The sequence below is a fragment of the Marinobacter sp. B-21 genome (assembly GCF_056857895.1).
Genome location: NZ_JBSXNZ010000057.1, coordinates 64542 through 83424, shown reverse-complemented (window position 1 = coordinate 83424; position 18883 = coordinate 64542). Strand labels below are relative to the sequence as shown.

14 protein-coding genes are annotated in these 18883 nt (G+C 58.7%); 4 read left to right on the top strand and 10 right to left on the bottom strand.

Features of this window, described 5'->3' with window-relative positions:
• Window position 1 precedes the first annotated feature (1 nt).
• Genes AC13C0_RS05760 through AC13C0_RS05750 form a run of 3 tightly spaced genes read right to left on the bottom strand, consistent with a single transcriptional unit; the run spans window position 2 to window position 4147 of the window.
• Window positions 2-1039 carry a DNA polymerase III subunit delta' gene (locus AC13C0_RS05760; RefSeq protein WP_482954096.1) on the bottom strand — a complete coding sequence of 346 codons (1038 nt, stop codon included), beginning with the start codon at window positions 1037-1039 and terminating at the stop codon, window positions 2-4.
• Window positions 1032-3107: a transglutaminase TgpA family protein gene (locus AC13C0_RS05755; protein ID WP_482954120.1), complete on the bottom strand. Its 2076-nt coding sequence runs from the start codon at window positions 3105-3107 to the stop codon at window positions 1032-1034. Before AC13C0_RS05755 ends, AC13C0_RS05760 begins: the two co-directional genes overlap by 8 nt.
• A gap of 5 nt (window positions 3108-3112) precedes the next feature.
• A complete protein-coding gene (locus AC13C0_RS05750; RefSeq protein ID WP_482954095.1) occupies window positions 3113-4147 on the bottom strand; it encodes a DUF58 domain-containing protein in 1035 nt (344 codons plus the stop codon).
• Between the two features lie 216 nt (window positions 4148-4363).
• Here AC13C0_RS05750 and AC13C0_RS05745 point away from each other — a divergent pair, with 216 nt between their 5' ends.
• Window positions 4364-4981: a hypothetical protein gene (locus tag AC13C0_RS05745; RefSeq protein ID WP_482954094.1), complete on the top strand. Its 618-nt coding sequence runs from the start codon at window positions 4364-4366 to the stop codon at window positions 4979-4981.
• 139 nt (window positions 4982-5120) lie between these two features.
• On the opposite strand, the gene AC13C0_RS05740 is transcribed toward AC13C0_RS05745, so the two are convergent.
• Window positions 5121-6110, bottom strand: coding sequence for a DUF6160 family protein (locus tag AC13C0_RS05740; RefSeq protein ID WP_482954093.1), 990 nt, complete (start codon window positions 6108-6110; stop codon window positions 5121-5123).
• 190 nt (window positions 6111-6300) lie between these two features.
• A complete protein-coding gene (locus AC13C0_RS05735) occupies window positions 6301-6894 on the bottom strand; it encodes a hypothetical protein (protein ID WP_341582024.1) in 594 nt (197 codons plus the stop codon).
• Between the two features lie 182 nt (window positions 6895-7076).
• Between AC13C0_RS05735 and pabB the strand changes: the two genes are divergently transcribed.
• A complete protein-coding gene (pabB, locus tag AC13C0_RS05730) occupies window positions 7077-8435 on the top strand; it encodes an aminodeoxychorismate synthase component I (RefSeq protein ID WP_482954092.1) in 1359 nt (452 codons plus the stop codon).
• A gap of 77 nt (window positions 8436-8512) precedes the next feature.
• On the opposite strand, the gene thrH is transcribed toward pabB, so the two are convergent.
• Window positions 8513-9127 (bottom strand): bifunctional phosphoserine phosphatase/homoserine phosphotransferase ThrH, encoded by a 615-nt coding sequence (gene thrH / locus AC13C0_RS05725; RefSeq protein ID WP_482954091.1) that lies wholly within the window; start codon window positions 9125-9127, stop codon window positions 8513-8515.
• Between the two features lie 212 nt (window positions 9128-9339).
• On the opposite strand from thrH, the gene AC13C0_RS05720 reads away from it, so the two are divergent.
• Window positions 9340-10062: a phosphoadenylyl-sulfate reductase gene (locus AC13C0_RS05720; RefSeq protein ID WP_117617250.1), complete on the top strand. Its 723-nt coding sequence runs from the start codon at window positions 9340-9342 to the stop codon at window positions 10060-10062.
• 29 nt (window positions 10063-10091) lie between these two features.
• Here AC13C0_RS05720 and cysB read toward each other — a convergent pair whose 3' ends face one another.
• Window positions 10092-11069 carry an HTH-type transcriptional regulator CysB gene (cysB, locus tag AC13C0_RS05715; protein WP_117617251.1) on the bottom strand — a complete coding sequence of 326 codons (978 nt, stop codon included), beginning with the start codon at window positions 11067-11069 and terminating at the stop codon, window positions 10092-10094.
• Window positions 11070-11340: 271 nt separating this feature from the next.
• On the opposite strand from cysB, the gene AC13C0_RS05710 reads away from it, so the two are divergent.
• The gene (locus AC13C0_RS05710; protein ID WP_482954090.1) at window positions 11341-14061 is read left to right on the top strand and encodes a winged helix-turn-helix domain-containing protein; all 2721 of its coding nucleotides are present in this window, start codon (window positions 11341-11343) and stop codon (window positions 14059-14061) included.
• Window positions 14062-14358: 297 nt separating this feature from the next.
• On the opposite strand, the gene dinG is transcribed toward AC13C0_RS05710, so the two are convergent.
• Genes dinG through AC13C0_RS05695 form a run of 3 tightly spaced genes read right to left on the bottom strand, consistent with a single transcriptional unit; the run spans window position 14359 to window position 18883 of the window.
• Window positions 14359-16488 carry an ATP-dependent DNA helicase DinG gene (gene dinG, locus AC13C0_RS05705; protein ID WP_482954089.1) on the bottom strand — a complete coding sequence of 710 codons (2130 nt, stop codon included), beginning with the start codon at window positions 16486-16488 and terminating at the stop codon, window positions 14359-14361.
• Window positions 16488-17132, bottom strand: coding sequence for a general secretion pathway protein GspB (locus tag AC13C0_RS05700; protein ID WP_482954088.1), 645 nt, complete (start codon window positions 17130-17132; stop codon window positions 16488-16490). Before AC13C0_RS05700 ends, dinG begins: the two co-directional genes overlap by 1 nt.
• Window positions 17133-17134: 2 nt before the next feature.
• Window positions 17135-18883, bottom strand: coding sequence for an ExeA family protein (locus AC13C0_RS05695; protein ID WP_482954087.1), 1749 nt, complete (start codon window positions 18881-18883; stop codon window positions 17135-17137).

Below are 18883 nucleotides of genomic sequence, written 5' to 3'. Positions count from 1 at the left end.
CCTAGTGCTGCCGGGCCGGACGCCTGACCGGCATCAGCTTTTGCCAGGCTATCAGCAGCCGGCTGGCTTCGAGTTCCGGGCTGGCATTGTAAACACCGGCCGCTCTCGATTCCTTTACCATATCCAGCAATTCGTGGGCTCGCCAGGGCGGATTCGTTTTTGCCAGGAATCGGAGCATATCGGCCGCATCGGTGTCCTGTGGTGTGCCCCCGGCGATAAGCCGGGCCAGATCCGCCGCCCAGGTTTCGAACAACCAGAGCGTATTTTCCAGGCCCAGGGCCTTGAACGCCCTGGCGGCCTCCCCTACCGGAATTCGTGACTTCATGAATTCCCTGAACCGCTCCAGGGCCGCATCCCGCAGGCCAATGAAATCCCCGGTTGCATAGTCAAAAGCCAGTCTGGGCGCGTTGCCAGACAGCATAAGGGCCCTGGCCAGCACATCGGCAGATGGTCTCGCGTCTTCGGAAAGTTCCCGGACCCGGTTGGTCAGCCAATGGTTCGCATCCTCGTTACCGGGCACCGGGAGGGTCAGTGTCTGGCAGCGGGAGCGAATGGTGGGAATGACCGGACGGCCGCTCTCCTGCAAAAGGATCAGGGTGACATCGGGTAACGGCTCTTCCAGCGTTTTGAGTAACGCATTCGCCGCGTTGATGTTCAGTTGATCCGCGCGATCAATGATGGCCACCTTGTGATGCCCCACCTGGGGCGACGCGACTGCAAAGGACGAGAGCGCCCTGATCTGATCCACCTTGACCATACGGGATTTCTCCGGCCCATAGACACGGACATCCGGGTGACTGGAAGCCGCGAAAAGCTCGCACTGCTTGCAGTGACCACAGGCAATCGGCTGGCCAGAATCCCTGTTCAGCGGCGTGTCACAAAGCAGCAACCCGGCCACGGCCTCCGCCCAGGCGCGCTTGCCGACACCCCGCTCCCCGGCGAGAATCAGGGCGTGGGGGAGCCTGTCCCCGGCCACCTGGCTCTGTACCGTTCGCCAGGCACGCTTGAGCCAGGGCATGTCCTGGGCAATATCAGTCACGGCGCCTTCCTGTCCGGGAGTTGGATCTGCGTAATTGTCGCTTCATGGTGGCGAGTAGCCGGCGCATTCGTGCCAACTGCCCGCCCCAATCATCCTCTGTGCCTGCGCTATAGTAATGGCTGTTGACCATCCGGGCAAAAAGCCTGGCGGAATCCGCCGCCGCAGGTTCCGCCTCTGCCAGTCTCTTGGCCAGCACAGACGGCGTCTCGCCATGGCGGACCGGCACGCCGGCGCCCGCGCACAACCGGTGCCAGGTATCCACAACCCGCCGGAAGGCGCTCCGCTTTTCCCCGCGGCGCATCTGCAACGCCGATATCAGCCCCGCGACCAGTAATCCGGCCCCGACAATGCCTGCCGTCAGGTACCCCAGCTCGCGCATACCAAAGCCGCCCGGCAACCGGGACATCAAGTCCATCTGGCTCTGGCCCTGATAACCAACAACCCAACGTTGCCACTGATAGTTGATGCGGTCCAGTTGCAGGCTCGCCCACTGAACCAAGGCAACGTTTGCATACCGCTGGGGCGAGGCCCAATCGTTTTCGAGGAACGACCCTTCTTGGGCAACCGCTTCTCTGAGGCCGGATTCGATCCGCTCAGGTGCAATTGCCGCGGTGGGGTCGACCCTTACCCAGCCCCGGCCACCCAGATAGGCTTCAACCCAGGCATGGGCATCGTATTGGCGTACGATCAGGTAATCCCCCCCGGCACCGGGCTCACCGCCCTGATAGCCAATCACCACGCGGGCCGGTATGCCCGCGGCCCGCAACACGAAGGTCGTCGCGCCCGCGTAATGGGCACAGAAGCCCCGCTTTTCATCGAACAGCAGGGTATCAATGCCGTTGTCCGGCATGGCAGGCGGCCTTAAAGTGTAAAAATAGGCCTGCTCGCGAAACCGTGCCATCAGTGAACGGATGATCTGCTCGTCGCTCATGTTTCGGCGGAGCTCCCCGGCCAGCTCACGGGCCCTTGGGTTGCCTTCCCCGGGCAGTTGGAGATACCGGCGAAGTTCAGGCCTTTCGATCTGCTCACCTGAGCCGGCTTTCTCTTCCAGGGCCAACCGGTAACGAACCGGGCTGTCAGCGGGCCGACGAAACCGGAACAGGTCGGCCGATTCCTCAACCACGTTGTCGGACACGGCCCGGGAATTTTCCAGGGCAAACGCCCAGCGCTGGTCGGTGGGTTCCAGCAATACGTCGTATTCTTCGGGTTTGAGCGGGCCAACGCCACCATCGACAGCGACCCGACCAAGCGCACGGAAGTCTCCGGCTTGCCCCTGCCTCCAGGTTTCGCCGTCCAGGTAATCCAGGGTAAGGCCACGCCAGTAGCGATCACGATACGGCGGAATCTCGCCACCGAAGGTCACCCGGAACGCCCGTTCGCTGCTCTGCGCCAGACTGGAAATATCGCCTGGTCGCATGGTGTCGCCGATACCGGTCCGGGCCTCACCCGAAACCAGGGGGACGCTCCACAGCGGCGACATGCGCGGGAAGAACACGAACAGCAGAACCACAACAGGCAGAGTCTTCAGGAACAAGGCCCCCAGCCTCCGCCATCCGGATTTCATCCCCCCTGGCAGTTCCGGTGCGTTAAGTACCTGCAACCCCACGAGAAGCAGCGCAATGCCGGTAAAATTCACCAGAGCCCAGAGAATCTCCTGATGAAACAGGAAGTTGACCGTAGCAAGGTAAACGAGAATAAAAAACAACACGTAGAAATCGCGCACTGACCGGGTTTCCAGCCATTTCAGGCCTACAGCAAGCACAAAGAAGGATGCAGCCGTGTCTACCGTAAAGCGCCCTTGTACCGTAGCCACATAGACGCCAGTCAGCACCAGCATTATCCCGGTTCTGAGCCAGCGGCCCGGCAATCTGACCCGGCCATACCGGGCCAGCCATCGCCAGCTGGCGAGTACAGCGCAGGCCGCGATGAGCCACAGGGGAAGCCGGTCCCACTGGGGTGTTAACAGCAGCGCAAAACTGCCTATCAGCCACAGCAGGGCTCTCGATGGCAGGCTGGTTGCCAGTGCACTGTGCGCTTCGCCCGCGCCGTTTCCCCTCAGACGATCCAGAAGGCTCAAACCCGCCCCTCCGTGATAACCCGCGACAATGTCCGTGAAGAGCGTTTCCGGGTGCCATGAGGTTCGGATATTGCGTCCCTGGGCCGTTCTTGACCCCAGGTTGCCAGCGCCCTGAGGCACCGGGCCGCATGCACAGGCCCGGAATCCGGTTCAATAATCTGCCCCGGAAGGTTCAGACCAAACCGGGCCCCGCTTTTGCCACGCTCATTGACCAGAAAGGCCAGATAGCTTAGCCGCAATTCATAATCCGCCCCCGGATAGGCATTGAAATCCAGCCAGTGCGGACTTCCCTGCTCGCCCTCCCAGTCTGCGACAACCATCTGCCCGGTTCTTGCAAACCGCTTCCACAAAACCCGCTGGCTCAGATCCCCCTCCCGCCAGGGCCGGATATCGGCATGGTCGTTACCAGCAACGGATTGCGCCAGGGCCGACGCCTCGCCGTCCTCAACGGTGCTGAACGCCTCCGGCGCGGGCACCGGCCTGGGGAAGACAACACCGGCGGACACCGGCCGGATCCAGGACCAGGCCTTCAGCAAGCCAAACGGAAACCGGGTTTCTATACGGATCCTGTCCGGGCGCAGGTATCCCCGGTGAGCGGAATGAACTGGCAGGCTGACATCCTGCGCCTGCCCGCAATGGACATGCACCAGGGCATGGCCCGATTCCCCACAGGAAAGCAGGATGGCAATGGCATCATCCCGGCCCGCCCTGAGCCGGAACCGGAAGGGAATATCATCGCCGGCAAAGCCTTCCCCTGGCTGAACCAGGGTCAGTTCAAGGCCAGAGAGATTTCGATGGGTCTGGTGCATGGCGCCGACAAAAACGGCACCCAGGAGGAACGTGCTCAGATAAATCAGGCTGTTCTGATAATTGATGCCGGTTAACAGCATGATGAATAGCAACAAACCGAAAACCACGCCGGCGCCGGTTGGCAGAATGAAGATATTTTTCTGGCTGAAGGACTGAAGATCAGACCGCGGAATCCGTCGGTTGATCCAGCGCTGCCAGCGGTTTCTGAACAGATTTTTCATAGTGTCGCTGAGGCCATGTAATGCCGAAAAAGTAATGCCGAAAAAGTAATGCCAAAAAAGTTCACGGTATTCCACCATGATTTTGCCGCTATTGATAACAGTACCGAAAAATCAAAGATTCTGATCACAATCCCGGATCTTCCAGCTTGAATTCCTGTCCTACAAACCGAATACTCGTTTCAGCGTGCGTATTTTTTAAACAAAAGAGGCCGGATTATGAAACGCCAACACCTGCTCACCACCGCCATCAGCGGCCTGGTTGTTGCCTTACCCGCCTTTGGTGGCGTTCAGACCATGACCTCCGACGAAATGGTGGAAACCTATGTCAAGGATTCCGCGGTCATTGTTGTCCCCAAACACCGCCAGAAAACCGAAGCCGACCGGCAACGCATCCTGCGCTCCCTGACCATCTCCCCCGGCCAACCGGTTCTGACCGAAGCTGAAGAGGAAGCCTACCGGGACGCCATGCAGCGCTATATTGATGAGGGCAAGACCGACGCGCTGGAATATGCAGAGGAAGAGTTCCTGCGGCGCGCCCTGTTCCTGCCTCAGGATGAGCTGGCCCGGGCGCAGCCCCCGGCGGAGTTCACCCCGACGATCCCGCCGCTGATCTTCGGGCAACAGGCCCAGATTCCGGAAGAGCCCTTTACCCAGACCTTTCTTAACGATCAACTGGGGATCGGCTTTGACGGCCAGAATCTGAATTTCAGCATCGGCAATCCGCCGGGTATCGACCAGATCCGGCTCCCCCAGGCGATTAACGAAGGGCCGATTACGCTGACGCCAAGGCCGGGTGGCGGGTTTGATCTTTCCATTGCGGTACCGGATCAGTAACGCCCGGTTCCGCTGATCCTGAAACAAAACGGCAGCCATTAACCGGCTGCCGTTTTTATTGGTCTGACGTTTTCAGAAAACTAATAAAAACGCCCCGCAGAGCGGGGCGTCACTTCACCAACGTTGGTCTCAGGTCAGATTAGTGACCGTAGATAGCCAGCTTGGTGTTCTGAATATGCAGGTTGTCCATAGTGAAAGAACCGACGCTGGTTCCACCGACAAGAACACCCGCGACGTTCACATCCATGATTACGTCGTTGACATCAACCCGCAGGACGTCGGTCGCAGCCGATGCACCCAGGCCGTTTCCTTTGTATACGTCCATGTTGACGTTTGCAAAACCAAGAGCAATCTTACCCTCTGTGGAGGTTGGATCGGTCACGGTCAGGTCCGCGGACATAACCTCACCATCCGTCTCGTTACGATCAGCAAATGTGTTGCCATCACCATCATAGTCGAAGTTGGCACCAGCGCCAGTGATGGACATGCCACGGACACCCACCGCCAGGAACGGAACGTCAAATTCCATGTTGTTCACGGTGAAGGCGGTGTCAATGTTCAGAGAACCGTCACCGGTTCCGCCGAGAGTCGTTGAGGCATCTTCAGTATCGACCCGGATATCCAACCTGGCCAGCATACCCCAGGCCTTCATTCCGGAGATCAGGGTAGTGCTCTCACCGGCAGTACCTTCCAGGTTCATCGAGGAAGCAGTGAAGCCCCAGTCGATCGGCAGACCACTGATAGTGTGAACGGAAATAACAGCATCGCCGTCGGAAGCCAGATCGATGTCGATAGACAAATCGTCCAGAAGCTGGCTCGCTGCGGTGTCAGGAACTCCATCACCAATGGTATCAAAGATAGGGGCCGCACCGGTGATCAGACCAGCACCGCCGAGCTCAATGTCGTTGACGGTGAAGGAACCGCCACCAATCTCGCCGGTAGCACCTGAATCAGTATCTGTGTACCTGAACTGACCGATGCTTACCTGGGTTTCCAGCTCGATGGTCACACCAGCCTGACCGGTGACGTTACCCATCATGGAGTCATTCAATGCCGTCAGTTCTGCCTGTGCGGCGAACGGAGCGGCGGCTACGGCTGTAGCAAGTGCAATTTTCTTCAGGCCTTTCATCTTTATCTCCTTATAAACTCATCATTATTCTTGTGTGAGTCTGTATTTTTTGAAGCAGGATCCGCGATCCCACGAATCCATTTAAGATTGTTTTACAGTCCGAATCCGTGATTGCACTCACAATTCTCAACGACACTGAAACAAACCGTTACAAAGCGGATTTGCGTCACGTTTTTCCTTGCGCCTACTCCTACCCTTCACTCTCAGCTTCCCGGCCGTCATAGAAAAGCTCGTATGGCTTTTTCTGGGTGCTGGGCCTACCAAAACTAAGTTCGCCGGCATCAAAACGATATGGCACGATCTGCAGTCCCGAGAGCCCCAGACGATGCTCATGCTCGATAGCAAGAACCCGGGTATTCTCACCTTCTTCCACGGTGCCTGCATAGACTATTGCGGTTGCGAGAATCTTTCCGTGCCGGGCCAGTGACTTTAAAGCTGCCCTGAACATCAGCACCTTCATGGTTGCGGCAGCTTTCTCCCCACTCTCGCCCAGCCGAACCCGTTTAACCTCGCCATCGTTCATCATCATCCAGGCGGCGGGAATGACCACACCACTCTGCTCAAGCTCACTCCCTACCTCCTCACGGGCAACGGCAGTCAACTCCTGGATATGCTTCGCAGCGAGCGCGGCGTATTTCTTGATCTCATCCGAGGTTAACTTGCCGTCAGCTAGAGCATTGCGATCTGGTATATCTTCATCGGCGCCAGTTGGCGCTGCAACAGCCGGCGAAACGGCTGCCAGGATCAGCAGAGTGGATAGAAAAAACGGTTTCACGTGCCCCATAATCGTTGTTGTCCTTATATTCCGTTGTCTGGTAAGGAAGCGCGGACGTTAGTGCTGTAAAATAGCAACAAGCCTGCCGGCTACCCTTTAATTCCATTTTCATTAGATCAGTGGCCCGACGATTTCGACAACGCCCGTTTTGTGCCCTGTTTATCATTTTTTCAAAATTCTTCGGAGGTACCTTGAGCCCGGCCACGACCCGCCAGCTTTCTCGGGATGAATTCAGGCGCCTGCTTCGGGAGGCTTCGGGGAAGGATGATTTTGTCCATGTCGGCACCGTGGGTGAAGGCCCGGGGCGTGGTACCTGGAGTGGGTTTTCGTGCAGTGCGGTCCAAAGCCGGGTTCTGTATCCGGGCGATACGGACAGTGACAAGATCGCACGGCTGGCCGAAGAAATGGAAACGGAAGCGGCCAGGTATGCGGGCTATTCGGTTGGCCTTGACTGCCTCGCCGGTGGGTGGATTGGCTTTCTGAGTTACGAACTGGGTTATATCCGGGAGCCGCGACTTGCTCCCATCTGCCCCACGCCCCCCGTGCCGTTGCTCGCCGCAGGGCTTTACCTGTGGCTGGCCAGCCATAACCGGAAAACCGGGGACTATTGCCTCTGGATACACCCGAACTGTCCCGGTAGCCTGGTCACTCAGATCAACGGATGGCTTTCGCTTTCGTTTCATACGGAAAGCCAACCGTGCTCCTGGAAGGTCACGGAACCTTTCAAACCCAGGCAAGCGCCCGAAGCCTTCAAGGCAAGCGTTCAGGCCATCCGGGATTACATCCGCGCCGGCGACTGCTATCAGGCCAACCTGTCGCAGGAATTTGTCGGAAAGTTCACTGGTGACCCCTGGTGCGCTTTTCAGGCATTGGCAAACGCCAACCCCACGCCCTATAGCGCGTTCGTCCGTGCCGGAGAGCACTCCGTGCTTTCGATCTCACCAGAACGATTCCTTGAAATTAAGGGCCGTACGGTCAGGACAAGCCCCATCAAAGGCACTCGCCCCCGCGGGAAAACGACCAATGAGGATGCATCTCTCGCCGCCGAACTTCAGACCTCGGAAAAGGATAGGGCCGAAAACCTGATGATCGTCGATCTGCTGCGCAATGATCTCAGCCTGAACGCCAGAACCGGCAGCGTGAAAGTCGGCAAGCTGTTTGCCCTTGAGTCCTACCGGAACGTCCACCACCTGGTCAGCCACATCCGGGCGGAGCTGGCGGACGGCATAACCCCCATGAAGGCCCTGTTCGATGCCTTCCCGGGCGGGTCCATCACCGGCGCGCCCAAAATCCGGGCCATGGAAATCATCCGGGAACTGGAACCCCACTGGCGCGGCCCCTACTGTGGCTCGGTGTTCTATCGCGGACTGGATGGCACCCTGGACAGCAACATCGCCATACGCACCATGCTGTGCGACGGCAAGGGCACCATTCGTTGCTGGGGCGGTGGCGGTATCGTGGCGGATTCCGATCCGGAGGCCGAGTATCAGGAAACCCTGGCAAAAGTCGGGCCTTTGATGCGGTTCCTAGAAGAGTTGGTGATCAAGTAGTGAACATGGGGTCAGATGAAAATGGGGTCAGATGAAAATTTCATCTGACCCCATTTTCATCTGACCCCGAATTCTGATCATGCGTTGTGAATAGTGCTGGCCTTGAGGAATTCCTGCTTCAGGTCGTCAAAGTTGTGCACCGCCGGGAACTGCGGAAACTCATCAATGACATTCCGGGGCGCGTGGAACAGAATGCCGGCCTCGGCCTGGCCCAGCATGGTGGTGTCGTTGTAGGAATCACCCGCGGCGATGACGCGGTAGTTCAGCAGCTGGAAGGCCCTTACAGACTGACGCTTGGGATCGCGCTGGCGCAGAAGGTAGTTGGCGATCCGGCCATTATCCGCCACTTCAAGTTTGTGGCACAGCAATGCCGGGTAGCCCAGCTTCTTCATCAGCGGCATGGCGAATTCGTAGAAGGTGTCCGACAGAATCACCACCTGAAAACGCTCCCGCAGCCAGTCCAGGAATTCCCGGGCACCGGGAAGTGGGTCCAGCTCACCGATCACTTCCTGAATCTGGGGCAAGCCGTAGCCATGCTGGTCCAGCAGTTTCAGGCGCTGCTTCATCAGGACATCGTAATCCGGAATGTCGCGGGTGGTGGCCTTGAGCTCATCAATGCCGGTTTTTTCGGCGAACGCGATCCAGATTTCCGGGATCAATACTCCTTCAAGGTCAAGGCATGCGAGTTCCACAACGGTCTCCTGATTGATTGGTACGGGCCAGCAGCGGTAAATCCACCGGCCGGGATACGGAGCGTATGATAAGAAAAACCGGGCGGGAATGCATCGTGGAAGTGTAAGTCCATCCTGATAAACGGCGGAATAACCATATAGATGGTCATTCCTTCAGGCTATGAGGCATTTGATGGTAGCCTTTTCACACATTTAGATTAGGTGATTCCGGCATGACCGATATTCAGACCTTGCGGGAGGAGCTCGAAGGCCAGAGCCCCCGTTCGATTCTCAAGGCCGCCCTGAAACAGTACGACAACATCGCGATCTCCTTCAGCGGTGCGGAAGATGTGGTACTGATTGAGATGGCGCACAAGCTCACCGACAACCTGCGGGTATTCACCCTGGATACCGGGCGTCTGCATCCGGAAACCTACGAGTTTGTGGAACGCGTTCGTAAACACTATGGCATAGAGATCGAGGTTCTGTTTCCGGACGCGGAGGAAGTTCAGGACATGGTCAACAAGAAGGGCCTGTTCAGCTTTTACGAAGATGGCCACGGGGAATGTTGCGGTATCCGCAAGGTCAATCCGCTGCGCCGCAAGCTGGCCACGGTTGATGCCTGGATAACCGGCCAGCGCAAGGACCAGAGCCCGGATACCCGCAACGACGTGCCGGTCGTTCAGGAAGATACTGCGTTCTCAACCGATGAGAAAACCCTGGTGAAGTTCAATCCGCTGGCGAACTGGACTTCAAAAGAAGTCTGGGACTACATCCGGATGTCCGAGGCGCCCTATAACGAGCTGCATGAAAAAGGGTTCGTCAGCATTGGCTGCCAGCCGTGCACCCGCCCTGTCCTGCCGGGACAACATGAGCGGGAAGGTCGCTGGTGGTGGGAAGAAGCCACCCAGAAAGAGTGTGGCCTTCATGCGGATAATCTGATCGCCCGGGACTGACCGGGCGGCGAGCTACCCGCGCTCACCGGTTAATAAGTGGGTAGCTCGATTTCCCTGAACAACTCCTCAATTTCTGATCGACTTCCCTGGTGAGCGACCGCTTCGTCCACCTTCTCTTTGGCAAGATGTGGTGCAAAGCGCTGGATGAAGTCGTACATATAGCCCCGTAGGAAAGTGCCTTTTCGGAACCCGATGCGCGTCACGCTGGGGCGGAAAAGTTTCCGGGCGTCCAAAGCAACCAGATCGGTATCGGTTTTCGGGTCGAATGCCATACTGGCGATGATCCCGACACCGAGGCCGAGCCGCACATACGTCTTGATAACGTCCGCATCCGCCGCCGTGAACACCACCTTGGGTGTCAGCCCCTGGGATTGGAACGCTTCGTCAAGTTTTGAACGACCGGTAAAGCCGAATACGTAGGTGACCAACGGGTATTCCGCCAGCTCGGCCAGCGTCAGTTCCGGCAACGTCGCAAGCGGGTGATCCCTGGGCACGATCACACTGCGATTCCACCGGTAGCAGGGCATCATGATCAGGTCGTTAAACAACTCCATGCCCTCTGTCGCAATCGCAAAGTCAACAGCGCCGTTAGCCGCCATTTCCGAGATCTGCATGGGCGTTCCCTGATGCATATGCAGGGAAACGTCCGGATACGCCTCAATGAAACCGCTGATCACCGGCGGCAGCGCGTAACGGGCCTGGGTGTGGGTGGTGGCAATACTCAGGTCCCCCTTGCGCTGGTTACTGAATTCCTGGGCAATCTTCTTGATGCCCTCCACCCGCCGGAGAATCTCTCCCGCCTCCCGGATGATAATCTCGCCGCCCGGGGTAATACGGGTCAGGTGCTTACCGCTGCGGGCGAATACCTCCAGGCCCAGTTCATCCTCCAGCAGACGGACCTGCTTGGAGATACCCGGCTGGGAGGTAAAGAGGCTTTGAGCGGTTGCGGACACATTCAGGTCGTGATGCGCAACTTCCCAGATGTAGCGCAACTGTTGTAGTTTCATTGAGTCTGTTGCTCCCTGGAGATCGAAGGACCCTGAAGAAGAATGCGCATAAAAATACAGGCTTTCATTCTTTTTTAATATAGGCAATTCTCTTCACACAGTTTAGACCAAAATTGCATTTCCGCAGCCCCTGATAAAACCCGGTCGTGAACAAGAGCGATTAAGACTGATTAAGAGTGATTAAGAGTGATCCAGTGCGTCCATGGCCCTTGACTTGGTCACGACAAAGGACACAATCCCTAGTCGATATGCTCCACCTTTCAGGGAAACCATGCTGCTGACCACCAAATTCCTCAGGCCCACCTCCGATTCCCGCGCGGTAAAACGCGAGCGGTTGAGTGCGCTCCTTGAGCCCGAGGGCCCGAGACGCCTGAATCTGGTGATTGCACCGGCAGGGTTCGGAAAAACCACCCTGGTCGCCCAATGGTGCTCGCGGTCGTCATCGCCGGCCGCATGGCTTTCCCTGGACGAGCACGATGATGAGCCGGGGCGCTTCTGGCAGTATGTTACCGGCGCCTTCGAACACGCCGGCCTGACCGGTGCCGGTGAGCTGCGCAAACAACTGGCCCACGGCACCGACGAGGCCTTCACCGAAGCGATTACAGGGCTAATCAACACCCTGGCACGGGATGGCAGCCCCTGGACCCTGGTACTGGACGATTTTCATTTCATTCACGAACCTGCCATACACCGGCAATTCGCCTATTTTGTTGATTACCTGCCTCCGGGCGTCGCCGTAACCCTTGCTTCCCGGACCGAACCGCCGCTGCCTCTGGCACGGTGGCGGGTGCGCCGCTGGACCCAGGACCTACATCCCGGACTCCTGGCGTTTTCAGAAGAAGAATGCCGGCAATTTTTTCAGGGCACCATGGGCCTGGACATTTCCGAGGAAGACGTCCGGGCAATTTGCCGGAAAACAGAAGGCTGGGTTGCCGCCATGCAGCTGTCGGCACTGTCCGGCAAAGGAAACCCGGCGGGAACGAAGCAGATTGATCTGGACGAGCGCCATATCAGTGACTATGTATTGAGCGAGGTATTAGACCAACAGCCGGCGGAACTGGCGGATTTTCTGCTGGAAACCGCCTGCTGTCCGCGCCTGTGCGCCTCATTATGTGATTCGATCCGCAGCTCCGGCGACAGCCAGGAAATCCTGGAGAAGTTGCTCAGCCAGAACCTGTTCCTGATCCCCCTCGACACCCGGAATGAGTGGTTTCGTTATCACGATCTGTTCCGGGATGCCCTGCTCCTTCGTATTCGTCACAGCCAACCCGAGAAGGCAGCGCAATTGTGGCAGAGAACCGTAGACTGGTTGCTGGCCCACGGCCATGTGCAGGAAGGCATTGCCCAGATCGTCCGTCACGCAGACTGGCACTGGCTGGCCCGGGTACTGGCCGAGCATGGCAATAACCTGATTCATGGCGGATATCATTTACCGGTTCTGAACTGGCTAGACGCCCTCCCCCAGGATCTGGTCACCGACAACCCACAACTTCAGATGCTGCGAATCTGGGGGCTGTTCTTCGCCAACCGTGTGGACACCCTGGCGCCCTTGCTGAGCTCTCTGGAAGATCTTCTCGACCGGCACGTGGCGGATTCCCATCCTGATGCCGAAGGCGCGCTCGGGCTCCAGAGCGAGATCTCACTGATGCGCTCATACCTGGCCCGGACTCGCAGCGATGACAAAAGCGCCACCGATCTCACACGGCAGGTTCTGAAAGAAATCGACCATACCCGCATCCCCCTGAAATCGGTGACCTATTACGGTCTGGGCCTGGACTACTATGGCAAGGGCGAGCTCACCGAAGCCGAAGACGCCCTGCAGTCCGCCGTCCGCTACGGTCAGGTGGAACAAAAGCCGAGCACCGTTCTCTCCAGCGGCGGATTGCTGGCATGGATTCAGTACAACCGTGGCGATATTGACCTGGCCCTGGATACCTGCACCGATATCCGTCAGTGGGTGGACCGGCACTATGCGGACCCCAGCCAGCCCAGGTTGATTTCCTGCTGGCAGAACAGCACCTTGTGCGAAATTCACCGGGAGCGGAACCATCCCCAGCTTGCGGCCACCCACCTTCAACCATTGCTTGAACACGTGGAACGGGGCACGGAAGCCGGGCAGCACGTGGTCATCCAGTACGTCCGCGGCCACCTTGCCTTCAGCGAGGGCAAACTCCAGGAGGCCATCGAGGCGCTGGAGGACGCCGCCCAAACCGCCCGGAAACGCCGGGAACAGATTCTTTTCGAGCCACCGGCCAGTACCGCCCTGCTGGCTCGGTGCTACCTGGCCGCCGGTTTCCCGGACAAAGCCCGGGGCTGTCTCGATTCAAGAGTGGATGCCGAGTTCACCAATCCCCTGAACCGGGAACAGAACCGGATCAGTGAGGCGCGGGTAATGGTGGCCCTGGATCAGCCTGAACGGGCCCAGGAAATTCTCAGCGCACTCCTTCAGCCGGCCGAGCGTAACGCCCACAACCGTCATCTGGTGGAGATCCTGCTGGTTTATGGCGAGGCCCTGGCACTTCAGGGCCGCACAGAAGAGTCCCGACAAATGCTCACCCGGGCAATCAGCCAGGCCGCCGACGCCGGATTTATGCGGTTGCTGGCAGAAGAAAGCCCGCACCTCCGTTCGCTCCTGCTGTCCTTACCCGCGCTGAACGCACCGGGTAGCTGGAACAGCGGCGTGCGGACCATGCTTCTGAAGCAGGAAGAGATGGCTGGAACGGCCGCGGCAACCCGGGCGACTGAAACCGTCAGGTCGCCGGAACGCTCAGCCAAAACACCGGAAACCCTTCCAGAGCCCCTCAGCCAGCGTGAGCTGGAAGTGCTTGCACTGATTCACCAGGGTCACGCCAACAAGGAGATCGCTTCCCGGATGAGTGTGGCTCCGGCCACCGTCAAGGCCCACATCCGTAACCTTTACGGCAAGCTGGGCGTGGGCCGAAGAACCGAAGCGCTGGCCCGGGCGCGGCAACTCGGGCTCCTTGATAACTGACAACAGCGCCCACGAAATGGGACCCCTGTCACATTTAACTGCAACTTTCTAAGCCTGCTACGCCCTTTGGACGATCCGTTTACGCCCCCTGCTCCTCTATCATTTGGTCAACGGTGAGGGAAACCTTGCCAGGAATTCTGAAACTTCAGGCCTTCAGATTTCTTGTTCCGCGTTGTTTCGACGCCCGGGTTCAAAAGGACCCCTTTGATGAGAGCCACCCATCTGGGCTGGCTCTTTTTTTTTGGGCGGGCTATGCACCTGAACGCATCGTACTCGAAACAATGGTGCCGGGAAGGATCAGCGTTCGATGATCCGCCGGAACGGCGGCAAGGCATCAAGCAACAGTTGGCCGTAGCGCCTGGCGATGATCCGGCGATCCAGAATGGTGACCCGGCCGGTATCCTGCTCGGTCCTGAGCAAGCGCCCGACCGCCTGAACCAGCTTGATCGAGGCATCGGGCACCGTGATCTCCATAAACGGATTACCACCACGCCGGGCCACCCATTCGGCAAGGCCTGCCTCTATCGGATCATCCGGTACAGAGAACGGCAGTCGGGTAATGACCACGTGGTGGAGGTATTTACCCGGCAGGTCGATACCCTCGGCGAAACTGGCCACCCCGAAGAGCACACTGGGCCGCCCCTCGTCTACGCGGCTGCAATGCTGGCGAAGCACCTCACCCTTGGCCATGTCATCCTGGGTGATAATCAGCTCCGGATAGTCCGGCGCCAGTGCGTCACGCACCTGGATCATCTGGCGCCGGGAAGTGAACAGAACCAGCGTTGCCTTTTCACCTGCCCACAGATCGGGCAGGCGCTTGACCAGCTCATCGGTAAACCCGTCATCGGTCGGCAGGGCAGACATCGCCGGCACTTCCACGGTGGCCATTTCGGCATAACGGAAGGAACTGGGAACCACCAGGAAACGGCTGTCCTGGGGCAATCCCGCCCGGGCGTTAAGCCGGTCAAACCGGCCGAGCGCGGTCAGCGTTGCACTGGTCAGCACGGCCCCGTAGGCCCGGGACCAGAGCCGGGAATACAGGAGGTTGTCTGCGAGCACCGGAGAGCTGTAGAGGGTAATGTCTTCGGCGTGATCCCATCGCTGCCGGACCGCCCAGCGCGCGGGAGGCGGGCTACCTCCTTGCTCACACCAGGCCGTCCAAAGTCTCAACTGATCTTCAGCACGGCTATGGAAAGAGCCGATCACCGGATACCATGCCTCGGCAGTCTCACGGTCTAATTCGTGCTCTTTGCGTTCATCAAAGGCGCCCTGCAACTCATCCGCCAGCACCCCAAGCTGACGCACCAGGTTCGCGGTGGCAATCCGGGTCTCAGCCGACAGATCTGCCATGGCTTCGGGGAGCTCACCCTCCGGGTAACGCCACTGGGCCGTTCGGCGCTCCTCGTTGAATTCCCAGCCGGTATTCTGCTCTGCTTCCTCATAGACCCTGGCCAGAACAAGATCGACATCCCGGGACGCAGAGCCAATACGGTCGAGACTCTTGGCAGCCTGGCTGCCTCCCGGCAGGTAAGGCTGCATTTTGACCAGCGCCTGGGAGAGCTGCTTCAGCCACTGGCGTGTGGCGTTCAGGGAAACCGAGGCGGCAAAATGATTCAGGGCCTTGTCCGGAAGGTGATGGGCCTCATCAAAAATGTACAAAGCCTTTTCAGGCTCGGGCAAAATGGCACCGCCACCGAGCGCCAGATCCGCCAGCACCAGATCATGGTTCGCCACTACGATATCGGCATCATCCAGATCTTTCCGGGCGTCGAAAAACGCGCAGCTGTCGAAGTAGCTGCAGTGGCGGTTGGTGCACTGCCGGTGGTCTGTTGTGACCTGGCGCCAGACATCATCCGGAATCTGCTCCGGCCAGTGGTCCCGGTCGCCATCCCAGTTTCTTGAACCATAACTGGCGAGCATCTCCTCGAAGAAAGCCCGTGTGCCCGACGCTTCGGACCTGGGGCCATCCAGCAGGAACAGCGGCATGGTGTCGCTGTCGCCATTGCCCTCGTCGTGCAGGCGCGCCTCCAGTCTGGACATGCAAAGATACCGGCCCCGCCCTTTGGCGAGGGTCCAGTTGAAATCCATCTTGCTGTGCTTTTTGAGGTCCGGGAGGTCCTTCAGAACAATCTGGTCCTGCAATGCAACGGTGGCCGTGGAAATAACCAGGGTTTTGCCCAGGGCTTTGGCCACGGGAATTGCCGCGATAAGATAAGCCAGGGTCTTGCCGGTACCGGTCCCCGCCTCTACAACGCACGCTGACGCCGGCGAGGTTCTCTGGCCATCGTTCCCGGTGATCTCACCCATGTATTTTGCAATTTCAGCGATCATCAACCGCTGGCCGTAGCGGGCACGGATATCCTTGCCTGCCAGCACGTCGCGGTAGCCCTGCTGAATCTCGTGCTTGGTGTCGTCAGTCAGAGCCATTATCGGGGGCTCACCCAGTCCCGGACCACACCAACCCGGAAGCGTTGACCGTTAAGGCTGAGTACAACGCCCTCCCCGGTGATGTCTTCCACCCGCAGACCGGAAAACGAATCACCGATTCGCAGATAGGCATTATTAATCATGACGCGGCGGGACGCCGGGGATGATGAGTAGATATGGCTGTTAAAGGTCAAATCCGGGACACTCTTCTGAAACGAAAGCGGCAACTCTACCAGATGGGGCACCCTGCCCGCTTGCTCAGGCACCGGCAAGGGTGGAAAAGTCTGTGATGAATCGGATGAGGGTACAATAATGGTCGCCCGCTCCCGGGGCACGGGCGCCGCGGCGGCCTCAGCCTTCGGCAGGCTCACAGGTGATTCCGGTTCCGGTTCCGGTTCCGGTGCCGGTGTCACCGGTGGCGCTTCAACCTGTTCGGCCGGCTGATCTGGTGGCTGGGAGCCTGGCCAGAAGACAAACGCCAGCACGCCGGCGTTGAGCATCAGGGCGACAGTGACCCAGGCCACCGGCGATACCCGCTTCTTCTTTGGCCGGTGTATCAACTGCACCTGCTGGCCAAGGTCGGGCACCCGCCCCTGGCGGCGCTCCGTTTCGGATTTTCTTAATGCGTCAAGAATATAAGACATAGTTACTCTCGATTTCCCGACCGATTTCCCGACCGATTTCCCGACCGGTTTCCCGACACTGAGGGCTGAAGCCGGGGAACAGACGCCTCAAGATCGTTATTCATCTGGATGATGGTCATGGCGCCGGCGATTCCGTCAACGGTAAGACCCCGGAGGGACTGATACCAGCGAACCTGCTCTTCGGCACTCATCCGCTTGATCTGATCGCTTTCCGGGCGGCCGGCACTGAGCGTCTCCGCCAGCTCCATCATCCGGGCGCCAATCCATAACTGCTGGCCGTTCCCGGTACTGTAAAAGCCGTCGCCGGTGAGGTATTCCGGAAGGCGCCACAATACCCGGTATTCCCCAAACCAGTAAGGCTCGATACTGGCGAACGATAGCTCCACGTTAGCGGACGGCAACGCAACTTCGGCCATGTCGCCATCTAGGTGACGAATCACAACGTAACCGTCGTTGCCGGCCTGATCCTGAAGCCGCAACATCGCCGGGCGATCCAGAAACTCAAGGCTCCGGCGACTGCCCTGCCGCTCCAGACACGCCAACCCGTTTTCTCTGGCAAAATCACAGGCCACTGGCGCATCGGCAGGCTGATAATTGCGCCCCCAGATCCCGAATAACATCCGGAAGGCATCGACTGAATCCAGCAGCTGACCGGGAACGTCCAGTTCCGCAAGAGCCTGACGCTCAGCAACTTCGTTGTTGTTCGCGGAATCCGCCCTTTCCGGCATTTCCGCCTCAGCCATTTTGCCCGGCTCATCCGCAACCCGCTCGATGGCACCCTGCAATGGCTCCCCCGGGGGCTGCTCAGCGAAAGCCGGCTCGCCCGGGGCCCAACGCTCAAACAGCCAGGCGGTTCCGATAATGGCAACAAGCATGGATGCCGCAACGATCAGGTACTGGGATCTGTCTGGTGAGCCACCTTGCCGCGATGGCCCGGGGCCAGCGGAATGGCCACGAACCTCTTTTGCTGCGTGCCGAATGTGATCAGCGGTAATTTCATGCTCACCTTCCGCGTAGGCCCCAAGCAGAGCCCGGTCGCTGATCAGATTGATCAGCCGGGGAATACCCTGGCTTTCCCGGTACAGTCGCTGAACGGACCGGGGCGAGAAAATGTCCCCGCGCATGCCGGCCACGCTGAGTCGATAGCGAAGGTAGGCCGGCAGCTCGTCCTTGCCAATCGCATCAAGGTGATAACGCGCGGTTACCCGCTGGTTCAGTTGCCGCAGTTCCGGAAGGGCAAGTATCTCCTGCAGTTCCGGCTGGCCAAGCAGGACAATTTGCAGCAGTTTTTTCTCGGCGGTTTCCAGATTGGTCAGGAGCCTGAGTTGTTCAAGCACCTCCGCAGACAGATTCTGGGCTTCGTCGATCATCAACACCTTGTGACGGCCCGCCGCGTGCGCCTTCAGCAGGTCCTGGTTGATGAGATCCACCAGTTCCTTGATGGTGGCGCCGATGTCGTGGGGAATCTCAAGCTCGTCGCAGATGGAGGACAGCAACTCCCGCGCAGAGAGCCGGGGGTTGAGAATCAGCGCTATATCGACATTGTCCGGAGCGTTTTCAATAAAGCAGCGGGATACCGTGGTCTTCCCGGTCCCTACTTCACCGGTAATCACAATGAAGCCGCCCTGGCCCTGAACACCGTACATCAGGTGCGCCAGAGCTTCCTTGTGGCGATCACTGAGATAGAGGTAACGGGGGTCTGGGGCGATAGAAAACGGCGGTTCGCGAAAGCCGAAAAAATCGTAATACAT

Bases quoted from the DNA above. Each gene is read 5' to 3' on its own strand.
- AC13C0_RS05750 (WP_482954095.1), bottom strand. From the start codon at position 4,147: ATGAAAAATCTGTTCAGAAACCGCTGGCAGCGCTGGATCAACCGACGG.
- AC13C0_RS05745 (WP_482954094.1), top strand. From the start codon at position 4,364: ATGAAACGCCAACACCTGCTCACCACCGCCATCAGCGGCCTGGTTGTT.
- AC13C0_RS05740 (WP_482954093.1), bottom strand. From the start codon at position 6,110: ATGAAAGGCCTGAAGAAAATTGCACTTGCTACAGCCGTAGCCGCCGCT.
- AC13C0_RS05735 (WP_341582024.1), bottom strand. From the start codon at position 6,894: ATGGGGCACGTGAAACCGTTTTTTCTATCCACTCTGCTGATCCTGGCA.
- AC13C0_RS05720 (WP_117617250.1), top strand. From the start codon at position 9,340: ATGACCGATATTCAGACCTTGCGGGAGGAGCTCGAAGGCCAGAGCCCC.
- cysB (WP_117617251.1), bottom strand. From the start codon at position 11,069: ATGAAACTACAACAGTTGCGCTACATCTGGGAAGTTGCGCATCACGAC.
- AC13C0_RS05710 (WP_482954090.1), top strand. From the start codon at position 11,341: ATGCTGCTGACCACCAAATTCCTCAGGCCCACCTCCGATTCCCGCGCG.
- dinG (WP_482954089.1), bottom strand. From the start codon at position 16,488: ATGGCTCTGACTGACGACACCAAGCACGAGATTCAGCAGGGCTACCGC.
- AC13C0_RS05700 (WP_482954088.1), bottom strand. From the start codon at position 17,132: ATGTCTTATATTCTTGACGCATTAAGAAAATCCGAAACGGAGCGCCGC.
- AC13C0_RS05695 (WP_482954087.1), bottom strand. From the start codon at position 18,883: ATGTATTACGATTTTTTCGGCTTTCGCGAACCGCCGTTTTCTATCGCC.